Origin of the sequence: Kosakonia quasisacchari (assembly GCF_004331415.1) — a bacterium.
Taxonomy (GTDB): domain Bacteria; phylum Pseudomonadota; class Gammaproteobacteria; order Enterobacterales; family Enterobacteriaceae; genus Kosakonia; species Kosakonia quasisacchari.
Genome location: NZ_SJOP01000010.1, coordinates 126,220 through 150,622, shown reverse-complemented (window position 1 = coordinate 150,622; position 24,403 = coordinate 126,220). Strand labels below are relative to the sequence as shown.

Annotated in this window: 20 protein-coding genes; 6 read left to right on the top strand and 14 right to left on the bottom strand. The window is 56.1% G+C overall.

The window, feature by feature from the left end:
* Positions 1-15: 15 nt before the first annotated feature.
* The gene (gene queA / locus E0L21_RS12835) at positions 16-1,086 is read right to left on the bottom strand and encodes a tRNA preQ1(34) S-adenosylmethionine ribosyltransferase-isomerase QueA (protein ID WP_131410043.1); all 1,071 of its coding nucleotides are present in this window, start codon (positions 1,084-1,086) and stop codon (positions 16-18) included.
* Between the two features lie 92 nt (positions 1,087-1,178).
* On the opposite strand from queA, the gene acpH reads away from it, so the two are divergent.
* Both acpH and E0L21_RS12825 read left to right on the top strand, forming a co-directional pair.
* A complete protein-coding gene (gene acpH / locus E0L21_RS12830) occupies positions 1,179-1,760 on the top strand; it encodes an ACP phosphodiesterase (protein WP_131410041.1) in 582 nt (193 codons plus the stop codon).
* 169 nt (positions 1,761-1,929) lie between these two features.
* Positions 1,930-2,532, top strand: coding sequence for a peroxiredoxin C (locus E0L21_RS12825; protein ID WP_131410039.1), 603 nt, complete (start codon positions 1,930-1,932; stop codon positions 2,530-2,532).
* A 205-nt stretch (positions 2,533-2,737) separates the two neighbouring features.
* Here the strand turns inward: E0L21_RS12825 and E0L21_RS12820 are convergent, their stop codons facing one another.
* Genes E0L21_RS12820 through malZ form a run of 3 tightly spaced genes read right to left on the bottom strand, consistent with a single transcriptional unit; the run spans position 2,738 to position 8,696 of the window.
* Positions 2,738-4,117, bottom strand: coding sequence for a DUF3999 family protein (locus E0L21_RS12820; protein ID WP_131410037.1), 1,380 nt, complete (start codon positions 4,115-4,117; stop codon positions 2,738-2,740).
* Positions 4,114-6,822 carry a DUF2339 domain-containing protein gene (locus E0L21_RS12815; protein WP_131410035.1) on the bottom strand — a complete coding sequence of 903 codons (2,709 nt, stop codon included), beginning with the start codon at positions 6,820-6,822 and terminating at the stop codon, positions 4,114-4,116. The genes E0L21_RS12820 and E0L21_RS12815 overlap by 4 nt, the downstream gene beginning before the upstream one ends.
* A 56-nt stretch (positions 6,823-6,878) precedes the next feature.
* The gene (malZ, locus tag E0L21_RS12810) at positions 6,879-8,696 is read right to left on the bottom strand and encodes a maltodextrin glucosidase (protein ID WP_131410033.1); all 1,818 of its coding nucleotides are present in this window, start codon (positions 8,694-8,696) and stop codon (positions 6,879-6,881) included.
* Between the two features lie 233 nt (positions 8,697-8,929).
* Between malZ and E0L21_RS12805 the strand changes: the two genes are divergently transcribed.
* Entirely contained in the window at positions 8,930-9,871 is a 942-nt protein-coding gene (locus E0L21_RS12805; RefSeq protein WP_235855234.1) for a 2-hydroxyacid dehydrogenase, read from the top strand.
* Between the two features lie 54 nt (positions 9,872-9,925).
* Here E0L21_RS12805 and proY read toward each other — a convergent pair whose 3' ends face one another.
* The 4 genes from proY to phoB form a co-directional block, all read right to left on the bottom strand.
* Entirely contained in the window at positions 9,926-11,278 is a 1,353-nt protein-coding gene (gene proY, locus E0L21_RS12800) for a proline-specific permease ProY (protein ID WP_131410029.1), read from the bottom strand.
* Between the two features lie 83 nt (positions 11,279-11,361).
* Positions 11,362-12,681 (bottom strand): branched-chain amino acid transporter carrier protein BrnQ, encoded by a 1,320-nt coding sequence (brnQ, locus tag E0L21_RS12795; protein WP_131410027.1) that lies wholly within the window; start codon positions 12,679-12,681, stop codon positions 11,362-11,364.
* A gap of 406 nt (positions 12,682-13,087) precedes the next feature.
* Positions 13,088-14,386, bottom strand: a complete 1,299-nt coding sequence (gene phoR, locus E0L21_RS12790) for a phosphate regulon sensor histidine kinase PhoR (protein WP_131410025.1) — start codon at positions 14,384-14,386, stop codon at positions 13,088-13,090.
* A 21-nt stretch (positions 14,387-14,407) separates the two neighbouring features.
* Positions 14,408-15,097, bottom strand: a complete 690-nt coding sequence (gene phoB, locus E0L21_RS12785; protein WP_007373472.1) for a phosphate response regulator transcription factor PhoB — start codon at positions 15,095-15,097, stop codon at positions 14,408-14,410.
* Between the two features lie 198 nt (positions 15,098-15,295).
* Here phoB and sbcD point away from each other — a divergent pair, with 198 nt between their 5' ends.
* Positions 15,296-16,498 carry an exonuclease subunit SbcD gene (sbcD, locus tag E0L21_RS12780; RefSeq protein ID WP_131410023.1) on the top strand — a complete coding sequence of 401 codons (1,203 nt, stop codon included), beginning with the start codon at positions 15,296-15,298 and terminating at the stop codon, positions 16,496-16,498.
* Positions 16,495-19,635, top strand: coding sequence for an exonuclease subunit SbcC (gene sbcC / locus E0L21_RS12775; RefSeq protein WP_131410021.1), 3,141 nt, complete (start codon positions 16,495-16,497; stop codon positions 19,633-19,635). The genes sbcD and sbcC overlap by 4 nt, the downstream gene beginning before the upstream one ends.
* Before the next feature lie 33 nt (positions 19,636-19,668).
* Here sbcC and mak read toward each other — a convergent pair whose 3' ends face one another.
* Positions 19,669-20,577, bottom strand: a complete 909-nt coding sequence (mak, locus tag E0L21_RS12770; protein ID WP_131410019.1) for a fructokinase — start codon at positions 20,575-20,577, stop codon at positions 19,669-19,671.
* A gap of 99 nt (positions 20,578-20,676) precedes the next feature.
* Here mak and rdgC point away from each other — a divergent pair, with 99 nt between their 5' ends.
* Positions 20,677-21,588: a recombination-associated protein RdgC gene (rdgC, locus tag E0L21_RS12765; RefSeq protein ID WP_131410017.1), complete on the top strand. Its 912-nt coding sequence runs from the start codon at positions 20,677-20,679 to the stop codon at positions 21,586-21,588.
* A 45-nt stretch (positions 21,589-21,633) separates the two neighbouring features.
* On the opposite strand, the gene ppnP is transcribed toward rdgC, so the two are convergent.
* The 5 genes from ppnP to E0L21_RS12740 all read right to left on the bottom strand — a co-directional run bounded on the left by ppnP (position 21,634) and on the right by E0L21_RS12740 (position 24,399).
* Positions 21,634-21,918 carry a pyrimidine/purine nucleoside phosphorylase gene (gene ppnP / locus E0L21_RS12760; RefSeq protein WP_017458829.1) on the bottom strand — a complete coding sequence of 95 codons (285 nt, stop codon included), beginning with the start codon at positions 21,916-21,918 and terminating at the stop codon, positions 21,634-21,636.
* 88 nt (positions 21,919-22,006) lie between these two features.
* Positions 22,007-22,684 (bottom strand): AroM family protein, encoded by a 678-nt coding sequence (locus E0L21_RS12755; RefSeq protein WP_131410015.1) that lies wholly within the window; start codon positions 22,682-22,684, stop codon positions 22,007-22,009.
* 215 nt (positions 22,685-22,899) lie between these two features.
* Positions 22,900-23,091: a protein YaiA gene (gene yaiA, locus E0L21_RS12750; RefSeq protein WP_131410013.1), complete on the bottom strand. Its 192-nt coding sequence runs from the start codon at positions 23,089-23,091 to the stop codon at positions 22,900-22,902.
* Between the two features lie 50 nt (positions 23,092-23,141).
* Positions 23,142-23,666, bottom strand: a complete 525-nt coding sequence (gene aroL / locus E0L21_RS12745) for a shikimate kinase AroL (RefSeq protein WP_131410011.1) — start codon at positions 23,664-23,666, stop codon at positions 23,142-23,144.
* Positions 23,667-23,937: 271 nt separating this feature from the next.
* A complete protein-coding gene (locus E0L21_RS12740; protein WP_131410009.1) occupies positions 23,938-24,399 on the bottom strand; it encodes a YaiI/YqxD family protein in 462 nt (153 codons plus the stop codon).
* Between the last annotated feature and the right edge of the window lie 4 nt (positions 24,400-24,403).

Genomic DNA, 24,403 nt, shown 5'->3' with positions numbered 1-24,403 from the left:
ACCAGCACCGCGGACCTATTCCCCGACGCGTTCAAAAATGGCTTGCGGATTGTACGTGATAAACATCGCATCCCCGTAACTAAAAAAGCGATATTTCTCTGCAACTGCGGCGTGATACGCATTCATGGTGTGTTTGTACCCGGCGAAAGCAGAAACCAGCATGATCAGCGTCGATTCAGGCAGGTGGAAGTTGGTGACCAGCGCATCAATCACCCGGTACTGATAACCTGGGTAAATGAAAATCTGCGTATCGCCGAAGAACGGCTCAATCAGATCTTTTTTTGCTGCCTGCGCGGCGCTTTCCAGCGAACGAACGGACGTGGTTCCCACGGCGACAACCCGGTTGCCACGCGCTTTTGCCGCCAGCACCGCGTCAACAACCTCCTGCGGCACTTCGGCATATTCGGAATGCATAATATGGTCTTCAATGCTGTCAACGCGCACCGGCTGGAAAGTTCCCGCGCCTACATGCAGCGTCACAAACGCCATCTCGATGCCTTTATTACGCAAACGCTCGAGTAGCGGTTCATCAAAATGCAGCCCTGCCGTCGGCGCGGCAACCGCGCCAGGCTTCTGGCTGTACACGGTCTGATAGAGCTCGCGGTCCGCCTCTTCATCAGGGCGGTCAATATAGGGCGGCAGCGGCATATGGCCGATGGCGTTGAGGATATCCAGCACCGGACGTTCGTCGTGAAACGCCACTTCGAACAACGCGTCGTGGCGCGCCATCATCGTCGCCTGAATATCTTCCGCATCACCGAGCAGCAGTTCCGTGCCCGGCTTCGGCGCTTTGGATGCGCGAATATGTGCCAGAATACGTTTATCGTCGAGCATACGCTCAACCAGCACTTCAATCTTGCCGCCGCTGGCTTTACGGCCAAACAGGCGCGCCGGAATTACGCGGGTGTTATTGAACACCAGCAGATCGCCGGGGTTGAGCTTGTCGAGTAAATCGGTGAAAGTACCGTGCGTCAGCGCGCCTGTTGGGCCATCCAGCGACAGTAAGCGGCAACTGCTGCGCTCAGGCTGCGGATAGTGGGCAATCAGGGATTCGGGCAATTCAAAGGAAAAATCGGCAACGCGCATGACACTAACTCGATACATATTTAAGAGGCGGGTAGTCTAGTGCCCACGCCCCTTCGCTGCAACCGTTAGCCGCTTTTGGACAAACAATAAGCATGAATTTTTTAGCGCACCTGCACTTAGCCCATCTTGCCGACAGTTCCCTGCCCGGCAACCTGCTGGCGGATTTTGTTCGCGGCAACCCGCAAGACCTCTACCCGGTGGAGATCGTTGATGGGATCCATATGCATCGCCGTATCGACGTCATGACCGACAACCTGCCGGAAGTCAAAACCGCCCGCGAGTGGTTCCGCCCGCAAACCCGGCGAGTCGCGCCGATCACGCTGGATGTGATGTGGGATCATTTCCTCTCCCGACACTGGGCGCAAATTTCTCCGGATTTCCCGCTGGGTGATTTTGTTCACTATGCCCGTGCGCAGGTCGCTACAATCCTGCCCGACTCTCCGCCGCGATTTATTAATTTGAACAATTACCTTTGGTCAGAGCGCTGGCTGGAGCGCTACCACGAGATGGCCTTTATTCAGAATGTGCTCAACGGGATGGCGAACCGCCGCCCGCGCCTGGATGCACTGCGCGACTCCTGGCAGGATCTGGACGCCAACTACGCCGCGCTGGAGGCTCAATTCTGGGAATTCTATCCGCGTATGATGGCGCAGGCCAAAGAGCAACAGCTTTAATTCTTGCACTGAGGGTGCGTTGCGCTATTTTTAGAAAGCGTTATTGTTGAAACAATCGATAGATAAAACCTATACCAGCGATTGTCAGTGGCGCTTTGAGCTGCATTACCCCTCTCCCTATACTGGCCCGCGTTGCGTTCTATTAACCTTGTAAATTACAGGAGTACATATGGTACTGGTTACTCGTCAGGCACCGGATTTTACTGCCGCAGCCGTTCTGGGCAGCGGTGAAATTGTTGAAAACTTCAACTTCAAACAGCACACCAACGGTAAAGCGACCGTACTGTTCTTCTGGCCGATGGACTTCACCTTCGTTTGCCCGTCTGAACTGATCGCTTTCGACAAACGTTACGAAGAGTTCAAAAACCGCGGTGTGGAAGTGGTTGGCGTCTCTTTTGACTCCGAGTTTGTTCACAACGCATGGCGTAACACGCCGGTTGAGAAAGGCGGCATCGGCGCGGTGAAATACGCGATGGTCGCTGACATCAAACGTGAAATTCAGCAGGCTTACGGTATCGAGCATCCGGATGCGGGCGTTGCCCTGCGTGGTTCTTTCCTGATCGACAAAAACGGCATCGTGCGCCACCAGGTCGTCAATGACCTGCCGCTGGGCCGTAACATCGATGAAATGCTGCGCATGGTTGACGCGCTGCAGTTCCACGAAGAGCACGGCGAAGTGTGCCCGGCTCAGTGGGAAAAAGGTAAAGAAGGGATGAACGCCTCTCCGGACGGCGTAGCAAAATACCTGAGCGAAAACGTCTCCAGCCTGTAATTGGCTGCGTTGATAAAGGCCCGCACCGCGGGCCTTTTTTATGGCTAGCTGAAAAACCACATCCGGTGAGCGCTGCTATTCCGGGGCTCTGATTCTGCCTGATTGTCTTTGCATGTAAATCCGACAAAACAGGCCGTTGCTGCTTTTAAGGTTTCGACGCCCTTCCAAGGGCGAAAGCAATGCCGCCTCCTGTAAAGGCAGCTCGTTATTCGCGTGTCTTCACTTCACGCCAGATGCGCAGTGCCATCCATACCAACACCACAACGCCCAACAGTAAGACGCCCCACACCAGCAAGGTTTTCCACGTCTGCTGGCGTTCTGCCGGTGATGTCGCCGTCAACCGCTCCTCGCCGCCAAGCGCCACACGATCCTGCACCTGCACTTCCGGTATCGCCGTAAGATCGAGCTGTTTACGCAGCGCTTCCGGGATCAATCCTTCCATCGTCACCGCAGCAGGCTCCGCCACCCGATTACCCCACGCCAGCATAAACGGCCCCTTGCCCTGCGCATTAAAGACCAGCGATTGTCGGTCGCGGCTGCCGGTTACCTGCGGCAATGCTTCAGGTAGACGGGCATCGAGCGTGGTGATGCGCACCGCCTGCACGGCGTCTCCTGGCAGGCTGAGCGGTGCGGAAACACGCCCATTAAGCGCCCACAGCACCGTTTTACTTAACGGTTTCCACTCGCCGTTGGCGCTGCTGCGCCAGTCAATCGCCACCGGCAATACGCCCTCTTGCGCAAGCCTTACCGACAGCACGCTTAATGGCTGCGGTCGCGCCCATTGGTACTGCGCTTCGGTCGCGGAAACCCGCTGTTCGTGAGCTGCCATCTCCACCTGTTCCAGCAGCGTTGGCTCGCTGCCAGGCCGTGCAGTGACCTGCGTAATCGTCACTGGCAGGTTCGGGGTATCAAACACCATCAGCAAATAACGTACACCATCGGCAGGCATCGGTTGATCGAGGTTAATTTGATCGAGCTTCAGCCGTTCGCTGCCGCTCGCCAGCTCCATCACTGGAGCGTCGTTCAGCAACGTGGTCCAGGTGCGCATATCACGACTGAAAAAGAGCGTCACTTTGCCGCGCCAGTTTTTTACTGGCTCCGACCAGGCCAGTTTAAGTTGTGCGAGCGTGAAGCTTTCCGGCATATTTTCCGGCAACGCCAGTAAATAGCTCTGCCCGACAACTTCGTCAGGCTCGCCTTCAATACGAATATCGACGCCGGACGAGGAGTGCAAACGCACCACATTTGGCCCTTCTGTGCCGGTGTCAACCGGCGACGAATCCAGCGGAAACACCCGCAGCGCGATGGGCTCTGGCGCATGCGCTGCGGCACGCTGCGTTTCCAGCGTAAACGGCACACGCTCGCCATCGTGGTTAAACACCCGGACATCACGCAGATCTGGCCAGGCGCTCTGTGCGTAGGTATCCAGAGGTAGATCCACGCGGTACCAGGATGCCGGTTGCGGCAGATCGAGCGTCGCGCCAAACGCGTAATCCTGCGGTGAATCCGTAACAGCCTCACTGCTTATCGCTGCGCTTGCCGTTGTCATCAGTGCGGCCAGTAGTAATCCATGCCACTTTTTCATTGTTCTTCTCCCTTGTCCTCTTCCCGCATAGCCTTTGGCGGCAGGGGTGAAAAATAACCCACAATCAGTACCAGAACCGCCACACCAATAAAAGCGATCGCTCGCGAAAGCCCACCGCCGCCAGCGCTGTCGACCAGCATCAATTTAAGCAGCACCACGCCCAGCAACACACCGCCGCACAACCACTGCTGGCGTGCATGCTGGCGTGTGGCGCGGATCATCACCACCAGCGCAATCAACATCCAGAACAGCGCAAAACTGGTCTGAATCAATCGCGACTGCCACAGACTTTCACTCTCCCAGGCCACCTCTCCGTAGTAGGCCAGCAGACGCAGCAACGCACCGTTTAGCCACCAGAAACCAAGCGCCGCCAGCACCCACGGGCGCACACGCCAGATTTGCGGTGCCACCGCCGGGTAGTGCGCTTCAGCAAAACGGCTGTACAGCCAGACGCCGAGCAGCGCAAACGCCGCGCCCTCTTCCAGCGGATTAATAACCGGCAGATACGTCATGCCCATCACTACCCCATCGCTCAGATTGGCATACACCAGCAAACAGAGCAGCACAGGAACCAGCGGCAATAATCCCAGCGCGCCATACAGCACAGGCCAGGTGCGCCACGGCCAGAACTGGCGGCGAATGGCCGCCAGTGCCAACGCAATCACCACACCACCCGCCGCCATTGGCAACCCGGCCTGCCAGGGTTCATTCCCCCACGCCAGCCCATCGACGAACCACCACAGCTCAGTGCCTGCAGCCAACAGCAGCATCCACAACAACGCGATATGCAGCCCTTGCGACAAACGCGCAGGCGTCGTCTCTTTCTCGCGATAAAGCAGCAGAAACGCGGCAGGTAGCGCGACACACCAGGCCAGATTCGACCAGCCTGCCGCCAGCAGATGCCCCTGGCTCATAATCTGCCAGGCCAGCATGACTGCCATTCCAGGCCATAACAGCCAGCGGGCGTACCCCAGTTCCGGCCACGACCAGCGCAAGCTGCCCGCACGCCATAACCATACGGAAAGCGCCAGCAGCGCCAGTACGCCAAACCCGTTGTCAACCGAGGCTGGCATCGCAGCCTGAGACGCACCGCCGAGCGCAACCACCCAAAACGCGATACCGCCCACCAGCAGTAACCAGCTTCCCTCTTGCCGCAGGCCACGCCACAGCCAGGAGGCCGCCAGCCAGCAACCGCTTAGCACGGCAAAGATCAGCAATGTCGACACGGCATTAATGCCGTCCGCCGCCGCCCATAGCGCGCTGCATAGCGCCAGCAGCAGTAATGCGCTGCCGCTGTAACTCATACGACGCAGATTTTGCTGCACGCCAAGCCACAAAATACCCAGCCCTTCCAGCGCCCAGGCCATCGCCGTCCAGCGCGCCGACAACGCCAGCGGAATGGCGAGCGTGGCAAACGCGCCGCCGAGCGCCAGCGCCGCCAGTACCAGCGGTTTTGCGGTCGCAGGGAAACGTTTGAACGCCAGCATCGCCAGCACCAGGTAGAAAAGACCAAAGCCCAGCGCACTAAATGCCGGTCCATAATGCCAGTGTTCGGTGATGGCGTACTGCATACCAAAGCCCGCCAGCGGCGGCGCAAAGAGTAAAACACCATCAATAATGCGCTCGCCTCGGCGCTGTGCGCGCAGAGAAAGCGCCACGCTCAGTACGCCGAAGATGAGGATGTTAGCTATCAGAAACAGCTGGCAACTGAGGTAGAATTGCGGGCGATAGTTATCCATGCCCCACAGCCCGGCGACACCGAAAGTGAAGACCATGCCGAGCAGGTTCAATTCGCGCCAGTGCTGCCAAATACTGATGGCGAGGATCCCTACCGAAAGCAGCAAGTAAAACGAGAACAGCGCAACATGGCTGCCACCGCCGGTAGAGAGCAGGATCGGCGCGAGATAGCCGCCAAGGCTTGCCAGCAATGCCAGGCTCAGCGCTTTTTGCAGCACCGCCAACCCCACGCTCGCCGCACAGATAACGATTAATAGCCCAAAGGCCAGCGTCATCGGCAGCATCTGCCATAAACGGAACGCACCAAACACGGTGAGATAGAGCGCGCCAACCGCGCCGCCTTGCAATATCAGCGCAAAGACCGGCTGTTTATGCCGCAGCCGCCAGCCAAGCCCGAGCAGCACAATCGCCACCAGCGCGACGGCGGCCAGACGCAGTTCCAGCGGGAACAACGCGTATTCCACGGTGTAGCGCAGCAGAAAGGAGAGGCCGATAAACAGCAGGATAACGCCCAGTTTTGCCAGCGGGTTACCCTGCATAAACCAGCGCACCAGCGACGTCACCATTCCCCACGATGCGGTTTCCGGCGTTTTTGTCGTTACGACAGGTTCGTCAAAAGCAGGCGAGGAGATAACCGGTGCGGGAGTTTCAGCTTTGCGTCCCCACGGGTTTTCCGCTGGCGCGGGCGGTTCGACTTGACGCCCCCACGGGTTTTCCACCGGCGCGGCAGGTTGAGTGATTTCAACAGGTTCGGTGGATTGCAGGACTTCAGCCGCCACCACCGGTGTCTGTTCGCGGCTTTCCGGCGTCGCCGAAAACTGCCGTTCCAGTATGCTCAGCCGCTGACGCAGTTGTTGCAGTTCATTCTGGGTGGCAATGCTGCGCCGCCAGGCAGTGATAGCCACAATGGGCACCACCACCAGTGCCAGAAACAGCACCACCACGCCAAAGAGTAAAAGACCATCCATGTACTATCGCCTTCGCTAAAGGGGAGACGTAATGCCGCCCCTCTTCGCGTGGCGATTCAGGCGGCGGACCAGACAGATGCGCTAATGGCTGAAAGCGTCAGCACATCATCCTGTAGCGTACCTGTACCTTCCTTAAGCCGCCAGTTTTTCCCCCGTAACAGCGGTGAATCCTCCAGCACCACTTCACAGGCTTCGCCCCGGTTAATCGCGACTAAAACCCGTTGTTGACGGTAAACACGCAAAAATACCAGCACATTGTCGTGGGCGTAAATCACCAGACAGCCGCCGTAGCGCAACGCTTGCGAACGTGAACGCAACTTCGCCATGCGCTGATAAAGCGCCAGCAGCTTGCCATCCTGGCGCTTTTTGTCCCACGGGAACGGCTTGCGGCAAAACGGATCGTTAGCGCCATCCAGCCCCACTTCGTCGCCGTAATAAATGCACGGTGTACCCGGCCAGCTAAACAGCCAGACCACCGCCAACGGTAAGCGCGCAATGTCGTTGCCGAGCACGGTTTTAAAGCGCGGCGTATCGTGACTATCGAGCTGGTTAAACATACGCAATTGCTGCTGGTGCGACAGCCCGGCGCGGTAGTTATCCATCCATGCCGCACAGGTTTGCGCATCGATTTTTTGCGGATCATAAGAGAGATCGGTCTTTGCCAGAAAAGCCCACACCGGCAGGGTAAAACCGCGGTAGTTCATGGCCGCGTCTTCGGCATCCGCCTGCAGCCACTGGCGCGCATCGCCAAAATGTTCGCCAACAATATACGCCTCTGGCTGGGTAGCTTTCGCGGCCTGCGTAATACCCGTGGCATGGCGCAAATTGTTACGCGCCCCGCCATCTTCGCCCAGCATATGCACCACATCCAGCCGCCAGCCGTCCATGTGCCACGGCGCTTTCAGCCAGTGGCGCACCACGCTCTCTTCACCCTGATAAATTTCATCAACTAACGTAGGTGACTGGTAATCAAGCTTCGGCAGGCTCGCATACCCCAGCCAGTCGCGAGCGTGGCCGTTCTCATCAAAGCTGAACCAGCTACGCCAGCGCGAATCCGGGTTGTGGCACGCGCCGCCCGTTGCACGGTTGTGTCGGTCGAACCAGGCGTGGGAATCGCCGGTGTGGTTAAAGACGCCATCCAGAATCAGCTTCATGCCCGCGTCGCGCGTGTTGTGCCTCAGGCGCAGCAACGCCTCATCGCCGCCGAACTGTGGGTCAACATGGCGATAATCTTCGGTGTCATATTTATGTACGCTGGGAGCAACAAACACCGGGTTAAGGTACAGCGCGGTGACGCCGAGCTTTTTCAGGTACGGCAGTTTCTCGCTGATGCCGTCAAGATCACCGCCATAGAAGGTTGAACCGCCCGCGTCCCCGGTCAGCGGATCGTCCCAGTCTCGCATAACGATCGGCTGCCCTGCTGCATGGTGATGATAGATTTTGTCTTGATCTGCGCCGCGCGGCAGACTGCGGGCAAAACGATCCGGGAAAATTTGGTAGAACACCTGGTCCGCCACCCACTGCGGCCCGCAGTCCGGCGCATCAATGGCGAACTGCTCAAGCCGGGCGGGCGGAAAGTGGCTAAAGCCCTGCGGCGTAAACCAGAGTTGGCGGTTTTCCCATAGCAGCTTAAAGCTATAGCGACGACGCGGCTGCCCGCTCGCCACATCGATCGCCGCCCGCCAGACAGTTACACCATCGGCTGTCGGTTTGCGCCCGCGATGCATCACCACAGGCGTCTCTTCGTTATCGATTTCAACCCGCAGCGTCACCCGCTCCGGCAGCGAGGTTCCGGTTAGCCAAAGGCTAATAACTAATTGATCCTGGTTCTGTTTCACAAACGGCGCGACGGGCAAATGCCATGCATTCAACATCAAAAAATCCCCTTTGCTCAAAATGACGCCACTCTTCCACAGCGATTCTCGCCCTGCCTCCTTCTTTCCGCTTTTTTCCGGGGGTGAGAGAGAGGGCGCAGATGTGATCTGGCGAGATATTCACCAGGCATATGCGTGAGTTTTTCCACGCCCGCTTCGTGCTAATGCCCGAAGCCGCAGGCAAACGCGCTTTTTTATACTGATAAAAACTATAGATGAATAAAGGGCTTAGTATGAGCAGCAAACCCGAGATCCTCGTCATCAGCGAAATACCGCAGGCGATGGTCGACACCCTCGAACGCCATTTCGTGGTGCATCCTTACTGGCAGCCCAATACACAGGCTCTAATGCGCGAACGCGCCCCTGCCATCCGTGGCGCGCTGACGCGGGCGGCGAAAGGCATCAGCACTGCGCTGATAGAGCAGCTTCCGGCGCTGGAAGTGATCAGCGGTTTCGGTATCGGCGTGGATGCTACCGATCTCAACGCCTGCCGCCAACGCGGGATCAAAGTCAGCAACACGCCTAACGTGCTGAACGAATGCGTGGCCGATACCGGGCTGGCGCTCATGCTGGCGGTCACGCGGAAAATCTGTGAAGCCGACCGGTTTGCCCGCGCGGGCGAGTGGGAACATAGCGCCTTTCCCGGCGCATGGAAGATGAGTGGCAAGCGCTGCGGCATTGTTGGCATGGGCAATATTGGTCATGACGTCGCCCAACGTGCGGCGGCATTCAATATGTCGATTCATTATTTCAGCCCACGGGAAGCGCGCAACCGCCACTGGCAACGCCATGATTCACTTCTCTCGCTGGCGGAAGCGGTTGATTTTCTGGTGCTCACATTACCCGGTGGTGCAAAAACGCAGCACATTATCAACCGTGAAGTGCTGGAAGCGCTGGGGCCGGAGGGCATTCTGGTGAATATTGCTCGCGGCAGCGTTGTCGATACCGGGGCGTTAATCGCCGTGCTACAGGAAGGGAAATTACGCGGCGCCGGGCTGGATGTATTTGCAGAGGAACCGCATATTCCACCAGCGCTGCGCAGCCTGCAAAACGTGGTGTTATTGCCGCATATCGCCAGTAATACCGCCGAAACGCGCCAGGCAATGGCGGATCTGACCATCAATAATCTGGTGAGTTACTTTACGCAAGGGAAACTGCTGACGCCGGTGGTATAAGCCAGTGGCCATTGATGAATGCCGGACAAGCATAACGCTTATCCGGCACGACTATCAGGCTTTACGGCGTTTAAACATCCAGCCAATCAGCAGCAGCACAATCCACGCAAAACCGACGTACAGCGAGATGCGGGTATCCGGGTGCCAGCCAATCAGCGCAATAATAAACACGAGGAAAATCAGCCCAACGGCAGTGGTTGCCACCCCGCCTGGTACTTTGAATTTCAGCGCTTTTACTTCATCAGCAGAGAGACGGCGGCGGAAACCAATCTGCGAGAGCAGGATCATGATCCACACCCACACCGTGGCGAAGGTCGCCAGCGAGGCAATCACCAGGAAGACATTTTCCGGCATGATGTAGTTCAGATAGACCGCCAGCAGCAGCGCGACCGTCATCACCATCACCGTTACCCACGGAATGCCGCGACGCGAGGTTTTAGCGAACATTTTCGGCGCACTGCCCTGCTCGGCCATACCGTGCAACATACGTCCGACACCAAATACATCGCTGTTGATGGCGGAAAGCGAGGCCGTCAGTACCACAAAGTTAAGAATACTGGCAGCAAAGGTGATGCCCATATGCTGGAAAGTCAGTACAAACGGGCTGCCGTCTGTCCCCACCTGATTCCACGGGTAAATGGACATAATCACGAACAGCGTACCGACGTAGAACACCAGTATGCGTAGCGGCACTGAATTAATGGCGCGCGGGATCGACTTTTCCGGGTCTTTCGCTTCACCGGCGGTGATGCCAATGATTTCAATACCACCGTAGGCGAACATCACCATTTGCAGCGCCATCACCGTGCCAAGCCAGCCATTGCTGAAGAAGCCACCGTGGCTCCACAAGTTGCTAATACCGGTTGGTTCGCCTCCGTTGCCAATTCCCCAGATGATGATGCCGAAACCGGCGACAATCATGATGATGATAGTGGCGACTTTAAAGAACGAGAACCAGAACTCCAGCTCGCCGAACACTTTCACACTCATCAGGTTGATGGCGCAGATAATCAGCACCACGCTCAGCACCCAAATCCAGTGCGGCACCGTTGGGAACCAGACGCCCATATAAATGCCAAAAGCAGTCACATCAGCAATAGCGACAATCAGGATTTCAAAACAGTACGTCCAGCCGGTGATATAACCGGCCAGCGGGCCGAGGTTTTCCTGCGCGTAGCGAGAGAAGGAGCTGGCGGAAGGGTTATGCACGGACATTTCGCCCAGCGCACGCATAATAATATACGCAGCGACACCGCCAATAATGTAAGCCAGCAGCACGCTTGGCCCGGCCATTTTGATGGCATCAGCGGAGCCGTAAAACAGCCCGGTGCCAATCGCTGAACCCAGCGCCATAAAGCGAATGTGGCGGGTGCTTAGCCCACGCTTCAGCTTATTAGTACTTTCCATCGTTTCCACTGTCATTATTCAACACAAAAATAAAAAACCACGGAGCGCGTACCCCGTGGTTAAACAAACCGTGCTTGCTGCTGTTAATGCGCGCTGGAAGTCACTTGTCGTCCTGCGGCGCGATCCCAGATTGCGGCCAGAATCACCATCACCAGACTTGGCATCAACCAGGCCAGCCCCTGCTCCGCCAGCGGCAAGCGCTGTGTCCAGGCAGGAAGGTGTTCAGCAAACGCGGAGGCTTTCACGCCGTCAAGGATACCAAAAAGCAGGCTGATAAACATGGCCGGTGCGATAACGCGCGTTGAATTGTTCCAGAAGGAGCGGGTAAAACTCAGCACCACCAGTACGATACATGGCGGGTAGATCATCGTCAGCACCGGAATTGAAATCTGAATCAGGTGGCTCAACCCGAGGTTGGACACTGCCATCGAGAAGATACCCAGAATAAACACCAGTGCACGGTAAGAGAGCGGCAGATACTGCGCGAAAAACTCGGCACAGGCGCAGGTCAGGCCAACCGCCGTCACCAGGCAGGCGATGAAAATCAATGCCGCCAGCAGGAAGCTGCCCGCACCACCAAAGGTGTGCTGAACGTAAGAATGCAGAATGGCGGCACCGTTGGCAGACTGATCAACCAGCGAAGAGCTGTCTGAACCCAGGCGGAACAGCGCCAGATAAAGCAGCGTCAGACCCACGCCCGCCATCAGGCCAGCCCAAACAGTGTAACGGGTCAGCAGGCGCGCTTCGGTCACACCGCGTGAGCGCGCTGCGTTGACAATCACAATGCCAAAGACCATTGCGCCCAGTGTATCCATCGTCAGGTAGCCGTTGACGAAACCGTTGGAGAAAGAGGCGTTCTGGTAAGCGTCCAACGCGTGGCTGATGGAGCCCGCCGGCCAGACAATCGCGGCGATCGAGAGGATAGTCAGCGCGATGATTTTCAACGGAGCAAGGAAATTACCCACAGTATCAAGCAGTTTGCCCGGATAGAGCGATACCAGGATCACCAGCGCGAAATACACCACGCTGTAAATCAGCAGCGGCATCGCGCCTTCGCCGGTCAGCGGTGCAATCCCGACTTCAAACGACACGGTTGCCGTACGCGGCGTCGCAAACAGTGGCCCAACCGCCAGGTAGCAAACCGTCGCCAGCAGAACACCCGCCACTTTACCAATCGGCGTGCTCAGACTATCGACGCCACCGCCCACTTTCGCCAGTGCTACAACGGTTAGCACGGGCAAACCAACGGCAGTAATCAGAAAGCCAAACGCCGCCGTCCAGACGTGTTCACCCGCCTGTAAGCCGACCATCGGAGGAAAAATGATGTTACCTGCGCCTACGAAGAGGGCAAAGGTCATAAAGCCCAGAGCAACAATGTCTCGTGGTTTTAAGTGATGGGTCATAAGTTTTACTGCCTGTGGATGTGGTGTCGTAAAGTGATGAATTATTGGCCTTTCCCGACCGAACAATAAAACGCCAATTGCGCGAAAAATCAGCGGGAAATGCTTTATGTACACCGTGGCGAAGAATAGTTTTTCGATTTACCACGTAAACACAGTCGGTCTGACAATGTATGGGGCGCAATTTAAACGCTTATAACGTTTAAAGGCAAGGTGGGATCGTAAAACCAGATGGTTATGCTGCATTGTAAAAAACAAGCAGTCAGATACTCCATTTATAAGAAAAACACATGGCTGATCATGCGAACAAAAAAGCAGCAGGCGTACAAAATATGTTTCAGTTGAGGTAGACGGTGCGGGAAAGCGGCCTGTTTTCGCAGGCCGCTGGAAAGATATGCTGACAGCGCCTTCAGGAAGCGGCTTTTTTGGCAACCAGACGTTCCGGCACGACAAAGCTAAAGCGGGTGCCCTTGCCCGGTTCGCTGACGATATCAAGGCGGCTGTCGTGGTGATTTACCGCGTGTTTGACAATCGCCAACCCAAGACCGCTGCCGCCAGTTTGCCGCGAGCGGGCTTTATCCACCCGGTAGAAACGTTCGGTCAGACGCGGAATATGTTCTGCGGCAATGCCCGGTCCGTTATCTTCCACGCTAAATTCCGCTCCCTGCGGTACATGCTGCCAACGCACAATAACGTGCGTGCCCGGTGGCGTGTGGTTGACGGCGTTATACACCAGATTAGAGATTGCGCTGCGCAGTTGCTCTTCGTTGCCCAGCACTTTAAGCGCGTTATCCACTTCAAAACTGAAAGTGTGCTTTTGCTGACTGAGGGTTTGCGCTTCCCGTTCGACGACCCGCAGCATCATAGGTACATCAATGGTTTCGTTAGGCGGCAGCGTCGGCGCGGCTTCAATTTTCGACAGCGTGAGTAACTGGCGCACCAACCCTTCCATCCGCGAAGTTTGTTCACGCATAGTGTGCAGCGCTTTTTCGCGCGGTGCCCCTTCCAGCGTTTGCTCCTGCATCATTTCCAGATAGCCTTGCAGCACCGTTAATGGCGTGCGCAGCTCATGGCTGACGTTGGCAAAAAAGTTACGCCGCGCGCCTTCCAACTGGTGCATTTGCGTCACGTCGCGCGCCACCATCAGCAGTTGTTGCTCGCTGTAGGGCATGACGCGGATCTCAAGATGCCGCCCATTATTGAGCACTAAGTGCAGAGGCCGACCAAACTCTTGATTCCTGATGTATTTCGTAAATTCAGGGTAGCGCAGTAAGTTAAGGATATTCTGGCCGTTGTCATCCGGCCAGCGCAGCCCCAGCATCTGCTGGGCGAGGCCGTTACACCAGAAAATCGCCCCGTCTTCGGTGGTGAGGATCACCGCATCCGGCAGCGATTCCGCACCGCTGCGAAAGCGTTTGATCAAATTTCCGAGTTCACGGCGGCGCTTTTTGTTACGCATCTGCATCTGGTGTAGCCCGTAAAGTAGCGGCTCCCAGCTTCCCGTTCCCGGCGGCGGGGTCATGCTTTTATCAACCCATAGCCACCAGGAAAGGCGCAGTAAATTCCAGAAATGCCAGATCAGCAGGCCGGTTACCGCAGCGAATAAAAACCAGGGCAGGTAACCGAAAATCGCGCCGAGAATAAAGGCGGGGATACAACAAAGGAGGAGCTCCAGCACCAGCCTTTTCCATGACAGCCGTTCCAGCACGCGTCACACTCCTGTCAAATTTCAGAAACGGGTCGAAAAACGATATCCCGTGCCGCGCACTGTTTGCACCATACGATCGTGGCCGCTGTGTTCCAGCGCTTTGCGCAGACGGCGAATATGCACGTCCACGGTTCTGTCTTCAACGTAAACGTTGGTTCCCCATACGTGGTTCAGCAGCTGTTCGCGGCTGTAAACACGTTCCGGGTGAGTCATAAAAAAGTGTAAGAGTTTAAACTCTGTCGGTCCCATATCCAGCGGATTTTCACCCGTCATCACACGGTGTGAGGAAGGATCGAGGCTCAGCCCCTGCATTTCTATCACCTCTTCCACCGCCATCGGTGAAATACGGCGCATCACAGCTTTGATACGCGCCACCAGCTCTTTCGGTGAAAATGGCTTGGTAATGTAATCGTCCGCCCCCGTTTCCAGACCACGAACGCGATCCTCTTCCTCCCCGCGCGCGGTCAGCATCATCACCGGAATATCACGGGTCATCGCTTCGCGTTTAAGATGTTTAATAAACTGAATGCCAGAACCGCCAGGCAGCATCCAGTCCAGTAAAACCAGGTCGGGCCAGGGTTCGTTAAGTTGGTTCACCGCGCTGTCATAATCTTCAGCTTCCACCGGTTGAAAACCATTTTGCTCGAGCACGAAGCACACCATTTCACGGATCGGTGCTTCATCTTCTACGACCAGAATTCGTCTCGCCATAATTCGCCCTGTTTTAATTAAGTCGTCAGTATAGATAGCGGCGCCATTATGCGTCAGTTTTATGACAGATTTATGAATAAGATGACCGCAATATGACCCGTGCGGTGGCTGTGTGACAACGCAAATTTGCGTTCGGTTATGTCCCTCATCTGCTTAATGTTTATAATCTGCTTTACGCTTTTTCGCCACGGAACCGCTATGCGCATCATTCACACTTCAGACTGGCATCTGGGTCAAAACTTCTACAGTAAAAACCGCGCCGCCGAACATGACGCTTTTCTCGACTGGCTGCTCGCCGCCGCCGAAACGCATCAGGTTGATGCCATTATTGTCGCAGGCGATATTTTCGATACCGGTTCCCCGCCAAGCTATGCGCGCGAGCTCTATAACCGCTTTGTGGTTAAACTCCAGCAAACGGGCTGCCAGCTTATCGTGTTGGCGGGAAACCACGATTCCGTGGCCACGCTAAACGAATCAAAAGAGATCCTCGCCTACCTGAAAACCACGGTAATCGCCAGTGCAGGCGAGAAGCCGTTCTTGCTAAATTGCCGCGATGGCGAACCCGGTGCGGTATTTTGCCCGGTGCCATTTCTACGCCCACGCGACATTACCGTTAGCCAGGCGGGGCTTTCCGGGCAACAAAAACAGCAACATTTGCTGGCGGCGATCACCGATTACTATCAACAGCAGTTTACCGAGGCCTGTGAACTGCGCGGTGACAAGCCGCTGCCCATTATTGCCAGCGGTCATTTAACCACTGTTGGTGCCAGCAAAAGTGACGCGGTGCGTGATATTTATATCGGCACGTTAGACGCATTCCCTGCACAGAATTTCCCCGCCATGGATTACATCGCGCTCGGCCATATTCATCGGGCGCAGAAGATTGGCGGCCAGGAGCATATCCGCTACTGCGGCTCGCCCATTGCGTTGAGTTTTGATGAAACCGGGAAAAGCAAAAGCGTCAATCTGGTGACATTCTCCGGGGGTAAACTCGCCGAAGTCACGACGCTGGAGGTGCCAGCAACGCAGGCATTAGCCGTGATCAAAGGCGATTTTGCTGACATCTGCCGCCAGTTAGAGCAGTGGCGAGACGCGCCCGCTGAGCACCCTGTATGGCTGGATATCGAAATCGAAAGCCATGAATATCTGACGGACATGCAGCGCAAAATCCAGCAATTGACGGAAGATTTGCCGGTAGAAGTGCTGCTGGTGCGCCGCAGCCGCGAACAACGCGAACGAATTCTCTCCGGCGAGTTACGCGAAACCTTAAACGAATTAAAAGTGGAAGAGGTTTTTGCCCGTCGCCTTGCGCTGGCAGAACTCGACGATACACAAAGTGCGCGTTTGCACACGCTTTTCAGCGAAGCACGCCAGGCGCTGGATGAGGAGAATGAGGCATGAAAATCCTGAGCCTGCGGCTGAAAAACCTGAACTCGCTCAAAGGCGAGTGGAAAATAGACTTCACCGAAGAGCCGTTCGCCAGCAATGGTCTTTTCGCCATTACCGGTGCGACCGGTGCGGGGAAAACCACCCTGCTCGACGCCATCTGCCTGGCGCTGTATCACGAAACACCGCGTCTTAGCACCCTTTCGCAATCGCAAAACGATTTAATGACCCGCGACACCGCCGACTGCCTGGCTGAAGTGGAGTTTGAAGTGAAAGGCGTCGCCTATCGCGCCTTCTGGAGCCAGAGCCGCGCCCGTGGGCTGCCGGATGGCAACCTGCAAGCCCCGCGCGTTGAACTCGCGGTCTGCGCCGACGGCAAAATCCTTGCCGATAAAGTGAAAGATAAACTTGATCTTACCGCCTCACTGACCGGGCTGGATTATGGCCGTTTCACCCGCTCCATGCTGCTGTCGCAGGGGCAGTTTGCCGCGTTCCTCAATGCGAAACCGCGCGAACGTGCCGAGCTGCTGGAAGAGCTGACCGGCACCGAGATTTATGGGCAGATTTCCGCCATGGTGTTTGAAAAACACAAAGCAGCGAAAACCCGGCTGGAGAAGTTGCAGGCGCAGGCCGAAGGCGTGGTGCTACTTAACGATGAGCAGCGCCAGCATCTTGCGCAAAGTTTGCAGGCACTCACTGACGAAGAGCAACTTTTACTGGCGGGTCAGCGCGACATACAGGCGCAGGCAAACTGGCTGAACCGCGATGCGGAGCTACGTGCCGCACGCGGACGCGCACAGGCCGCGCTGGTACAGGCACAGCAGGCGCTGGCCGGTGCCCAGCCGCAGTTAGCGGCGCTGGAACGCGCGCAACCGGCGCTGCAATTACGCCCACTGTGGGATCGGCTTGAGGAGCAGCGTAAAGCGCTACTCCGCACTCGAACACAGAGCGAAGAAGTAAATACTCGCTTACATGCCAGCCTGTTACAGCGCGCACGCATTCGCTTTAGCGCCCAACAGCAGCATGCAACATTGCAGGAAACGCAAAAAACGCTGGAAAGTTGGCTTGTTGAAAATGCCCGTTTTCAGCGCTGGCAAAGCGAATTAACCGGCTGGCGCGTGTTGTTCAACCAGCTGGAAGAGGAGAAAAAACAGTGGCTCGGACTGCAACAGCGCGTGCAGACGCACGAGACGAAACTGCGCACCTTGCCTGCGTCAACGCTGGAGATGAGCGAGGAAGATACCGCGGCGGCAATGGCGCTGTGCGCGCAAAACCGCCCGCTTCGCCAGCAGCTTACCGCACTGCATGCCCGTTTTGCTCCGCTACGCAAGCAGCTAGCACAGCGCCAGCAGAGCTTGCTGGATTTACGCGCCGAGCAGGAAAAAATCAGCGTTGAGCTGGCGCGCAAACGCGAACTGTATAAAGAGAAAAACCAGCTACTGACGGAAGTCACGACCATTTGCGAGCTGGAAAATCGGATCAAAGATCTGGAAAGCGAGCGTGCGCGCCTGCAACCCGGTCACCCTTGCCCGCTGTGTGGCGCAACCGAACATCCGGCAGTAGCGCATTATCAAACTCTTGAGCCAGGCGTCAATCAGGCGCGACGCAGTGCGCTGGATCTCGAAGTCCGCCAGGTCAAAGAGGATGGCGTCGCGCTTGGCGAGCGGCTGAAAGGGTTGGCTGAACGCTACGAAAAAGATGAGCGCGAAGTTAAAAACCTGCAACAAGAGGAGCAAAGCTGGTTGCAGGAGTGGGCGAAAGCCTGCGCTGCGCTGAGCGTCACGCTGGAGCCGCATCGTGAACTCACCAGTTGGCAAAGTGCGCAGGATGCGTATGAACATCAGCTCTACTTGCTAAACCAGCGCCAGACATTGCAGTTGCAAATCCGCGAACTTCATCAACAAAGCGAGCAATATCAACAAGCCGTGGTTGCCCGCCGTGAAAAACTGGCGACCACTCTGCAACATCTGGATCTGGCGCTGCCGCCGGAAGGCGAAGAGGAGCCGTGGCTGGCGGCGCGCGCGCAGGAAGCCGAGCAGTGGCAACACCAGCAGCAACAGCTCAGTGCGCTGCACGAAAAAATGACGCAACTTACGCCGATCCTCGACACACTACCGGAAAGCGACATACCCAGCGACGGGCAGACAGTGGCGCTGGAAGGCTGGCGAAAAGTACACGATGCGTGTCTTGCGCTGCAAAGCCAGTGGCAAACCTTACATCAGCAACTGGCGCAAGAGGAGCAAACGGCAGGCGCGCTGGAGCAACAATTTACCGATGCGCTGGGAAAAAGCGTTTTCGCCGATCATCAGGCATTTCTTGACGCCCTACTCACCGAGCCTGAACGCCAGCGCCTTGAGCAGTTACGCCAGAAGCTCGACAGCGAATGTCAGCAGAAACAGGCATTAGCGAATAGCGCTGAACAGGCATTGAATGCACATCAGGCGCAACCGCCTGCTGCGCTTGCCCCGAATGCCACGCTGGAGAGTATCAGCCTGACGCTGGAAACCGTTTCGCGGCAACTTCGGGAAAATACCACCCGCCAGGGTGAATTTCGTCAACAGCTGAAGCAGGACGAAGATAACCGCAAGCGCCAGCAAAATGTGCTGCAGGAGATGGCGCATGCCAGCGTGCTGTATGACGACTGGGGACACCTGAATGCGCTTATCGGTTCCAAAGAGGGAGATAAATTCCGCAAATTCGCCCAGGGATTAACACTCGATAACCTCGTCTGGCTGGCGAACAACCAGCTTAATCGCCTGCACGGCCGTTATTTGCTGAAACGTAAAGAGAGCGACGCCCTGGAACTGGAAGTGGTCGACACCTGGCAGGCGGACGCGGTACGTGATACGCGCACCCTTTCCGGCGGCGAGAGTTTCCTGGTCAGCCTTGCACTGGCGCTGGCGCTCTCCGATCTGGTGAGCCATAAAACCCGCATCGATTCACTGTTCCTCGATGAAGGCTTCGGCACGCTGGACAGTGAAACGCTGGATACTGCGCTGGATGCCCTTGACGCGCTGAACGCCAGCGGCAAAACCATCGGCGTGATTAGCCATGTCGAAGCGATGAAAGAGCGCATTCCGGTGCAGATCAAAGTGAAGAAAATTAATGGGCTGGGCTACAGCAAACTCGACGGGAAATTCGCGGTGAATTAAAAAAGAGGGCGCGTTCAACCGCGCCCTCAGTGTTTATTCGCCCTGTGACCACAGCCACGCCGCGCCGCGAACACCGCTGGAATCGCCGTGCAGCGCTTTGCGGATCGGCGTTTCGCACTCACCGCCAAACACCCAGTTGCGCAGCAGAACCGGTACGGTCTGGTAAAGCCGCTCGACGTTACTCATGCCGCCGCCCAGCACGATCACATCCGGGTCAAGAATGTTCACCACATGCGCCAGCGATTTCGCCAGCCGCAGCTCGTACCGGCTAATCGCCAGTTCCGCCACCGCATCCTGCTCGCCCACCAGCCGCATAATTTCATTGCCCTTGAGCGCATTACCGCTAAGCCGCTGGTAATCCGTGGCAAAGCCGGTGCCTGAAATAAAGGTTTCAATACAGCCCTGCTTGCCGCAATAACAGGGGACTTCGGTGCGATAGCGCAGCTCATCCTCATCCATCCACGGCAACGGATTGTGCCCCCACTCACCGGCGGTGCCGTTGCCGCCGATGTGCGCGCGCCCGTTAAGCGCCACACCGGAACCGCAGCCGGTGCCGATAATCACCGCGAACACCGTTTGCGCCCCGGCTGCCGCGCCGTCCACCGCCTCGGATACCGCCAGGCAGTTGGCGTCGTTTGCCAGCCGCACTTCGCGATTCAGCCGCTGGCTCAAATCCTTATCGAACGGTTTACCGTTCAACCAGGTTGAGTTAGCGTTTTTCACCACACCCGTGTAAGGCGAAATCGAACCGGGAATGCCCATGCCCACCGTGCCGCGCTGCCTGGTCTCTTTTTCCGTGAGATCCACCAGCGAGGCGATTAGCTCAATGGTCTGCCAATAGTCACGCGGCGTGGCCTGGCGGTGGCGAAACAACTCTTCGCCTTGTTCGCCCAGCGCGATGATTTCTGTTTTTGTACCACCTAAGTCGATACCGATACGCACATCAAACTCCTCATAGTGGACCACGCATTAGCAATGCAACGGCGGCGACAATTCGCTATCATGCCCGCTGCATTTAACGACAAGGCCGTGGAAAAAATCATGCTGTGGTTCAAAAATTTAATGGTATACCGTCTCAGCCGCGATGTGGCGCTGCGTGCGGAAGAGATGGAAAAACAGCTTGCCCCACTATCGTTTACTCCATGCGGTAGTCAGGATATGGCGAAAACCGGATGGGTTCCACCGATGGGTTCACACAGAGACGCGCTGACCCATAGCAACAACGGTCAGATTATTATCTGCGCGCGTAAAGAAGAAAAAATTCTGCCGACGCCGGTAGTCAAACAAGCGCTGGAAGCGAAAATTTCCCGTCTTGAAGCCGAGCAGGGTCGCAAGCTTAAGAAAACAGAAAAAGATTCGCTGAAAGACGAAGTGCTGCACTCCTTGCTGCCACGTGCGTTCAGCCGTTTCAGCCAGACCATGATGTGGATCGACACCGTGAATGGTCTGATTATGGTCGATTGTGCCAGCGCCAAAAAAGCGGAAGACACGCTGGCGTTACTGCGTAAAAGTCTCGGCTCGCTGCCGGTAGTGCCGCTGGCGATGGAAAATCCTATCGAACTGACGCTGACCGAATGGGTGCGTTCCGGTACGGTGGCGCAGGGTTTCCAGTTGCTGGACGAAGCAGAGCTGAAAGCGATGCTGGAAGATGGCGGTGTGATCCGTGCGAAAAAGCAGGATCTGGTGAGCGATGAAATCGCCGTACACATTGAAGCGGGCAAAGTCGTCACCAAGCTGGCGCTCGACTGGCAGCAGCGTATTCAGTTCCTGATGTGCGATGACGGTTCCGTGAAGCGGCTGAAATTCTGCGATGAGCTGCGCGATCAGAACGAAGATATCGATCGCGAAGATTTTGCCCAGCGTTTCGATGCCGATTTTATTCTGATGACCGGCGAGCTGGCGGCATTGATTCAAAACCTGGTGGAAGGCTTAGGCGGCGAAGCGCAACGCTAGCTTTTTCCCCATAGACAAACGCCCGGAAAATCCGGGCGTTTTGCATTACAGGTAACGGCAGAGATAAGAACTCGGTTCTGCAACCTGCAAATGAAATTCGCTATGGCCAGGAACGTTGAACACTTCACCCGCGGCGTAAGCTTTCCATTCCGTTTCGCCTGGCAGCAGCACATTCAGCGCGCCACTTACCACCGTCATCTCTTCCGGCTGCGCGGTGCTGAAAGTGTATTCCCCTTCAGCCATGACGCCAACGCTGGCACGGCCAGTGCTGCTGCTGGTAAAACCAATGGATTTCACTTTACCGGAAAAGTATTCGTTACTTTGAAGCATGAACTGGCCCTTATAAACAAAATGTATGGAAAAACACTATAGAGGGCGGGCTTTGCTTCTGTCACGAGAAATTCACACGCTTGCAGGCCTACACCAGCAGTTCAGATGCCAGCCTCGCGGCCAGCACATTCGATAATAAAACGGGTACATCCAGCGCTTTTTGCAGCAAATCGCGATGATATTGATGGAAACCAAGACAATCGAGCATGAGTACATCCGCACCGCGCTCAATAAGTTCTTTGCCCGCGTCAATTAATTCCTGTTCTGTCGCCAGGTAAGGATGAGCCAGCACGTAATAAGGTTCCTTTTCCAGCACGTGCCATTTTTTCTTTTGCTGCGCCATCAATTCGGGGATCGGCACCATCACGCCCACCTGGTGCCCGTCAACAATGGAAGCAACCAGCGGCGGAATAATGCGCTGTGGCTCAATCAAAATAGCCTTACGCGCAACAAAACCGCGGATGTCAGCCGTGCTCATCAACAAAATGACATCGTAACCCTGGTTATCCAGCACTTCGATAACGCCTTGCAGATCGCGCTCCACTTTCTCCCGGGAAACCATCCCAAGGCTGTCATCGCTTAATCGTGTGGGAATGGCGTGCTCCCCGGCGTCAACGACGTATTCACGGCGTACCTCGTCCGGATCCATTTTTCCCAGCAGGCTGAGATGGGTAATCTGCTCTTCTGAAACATGCTCCGCGAGGAGCGGAAAAATCTCTTTTACCGGAACCACACCAATGGTGAGGATCGCCAGGGACGCACTCATTTTACTTACCGCCTTTCATCACTGCTTGTTCTTATTCGCTCTCAATCACGCCGTTTTGACTGCTGTTGTGTAAAGAGAACATGCCACTCCCGTGCTCATATAAATTCCAGTAACAATGAAATAGTAATCGCTGGTTGTTATTCAGCCAGTTTAAAAATGTGACGTAGTTCCGTTTTTGTAATGTTCAGGAAATCATCCAGCCTGAAAGATCCGGTTTAACTTTTGTCCGGATCTTCATAACGCCGTTTGGCGTCCAGAGCTTCCTGCTCGGTGGGGTGTTCGCTAATTAAGGTATCCGGTTTCGGATGGTCGGCGCGCAGTTCATACCAGGTAACGGTCGGGCTGTTCGCGCCTTTTTCAACGGCGACAATGCGGGCTTCACGCGGGTATGGCGGTTTGGTCGGCATAGCTCTTCCTCATTTTGCGGGTCGAGCAATAAGTATAGACAAACGTTTCGCTAACTGGCGCGCGCCAGTTGCAATGCCGCTTCAATATCAGACACCACCTTATCCGGCGACTGCGCCGCATCTACCACATAATGCGCAGCTTCACGGTACAGCGCATCGCGCTGCGCCAGCACTTCACTGACTTCTTCACTGATGGGCTTACCGGTTAATGTCGGGCGTTGCCCCTCTTCTGGAAACGCCTGCAGCCGCTCAGCCAGCACATCTACCGGCGCGCAGAGATAAACCACCACGCCGTGTTCGCGCATAAAACGGCGGTTGTATTCGCTAAGAATAATCCCACCGCCGGTCGCCACCACGCGTGATGGCGCACAAACCGCTTCCAGCGCGGCTGTTTCCCGTGCGCGAAAACCGTCCCACCCTTCTTGTTCAACAATCGCAGCGATGGTCTGTTGGGCATTTTCCTGCAACCAGTAATCGGTATCGATAAACTGGCATCCCTGCGCCAGCGCCAGCGTTCGACCTACCGTCGATTTACCGCAACCACGTGCGCCGATAAGAAAAATGGGGAGCGTCATGAGCAGGTGTTCCCTCCGGGTCCCGCGCAGTGCAGGACGGAAAATAAGACAGCGATGATATCACCAAACTAGTACGAAATTCATCGTAAAATTAACGTTACAGTTCTATGTCTGCCGCAGTAAAAACTTCAAGTAAAGCCAGATTGAGTCTGGGTTTCATCTGTAAAGATTCTATGGCAGTACGTGTCGCGCCAACCTTACTGAATGTAACACAGGCTGGCAAGCCCGCAAGGCGGCAAACAGTATCACATCATGATGGAATGCGCAGAATTTACTCGCCCTGGCGACGCTTGTCGGCCAGCAGCCATTTATCCAACTCGGCGGCAAATTGCTGGCGATCCCGCTGTGACAGGCTATCCGGGCCACCGGTCTGAATACCGCTGGCGCGCAGGGTATCCATAAAATCACGCATCGTCAGCCTTTCACGGATAGTCGCCTCGCTGTAGCGTTCACCGCGCGGGTTTAGCGCCGCCGCGCCTTTTGCCAGCACTTCTGCCGCCAGCGGAATATCCGCCGTGATAACTAAATCACCGGCCTCGCACAACCGGACAATTTCATTATCAGCGACGTCAAAACCAGCGGGCACCCTGATGGAACGGATCACCCGTGATGGCGGCACGCGCAGGTTTTGGTTCGCCACCAGCGTTAACGGCGTCTGTGTACGCTCGGCAGCACGGAATAAAATCTCTTTGATTACGTTCGGACAAGCGTCCGCATCAACCCAAATCGCCATCGTT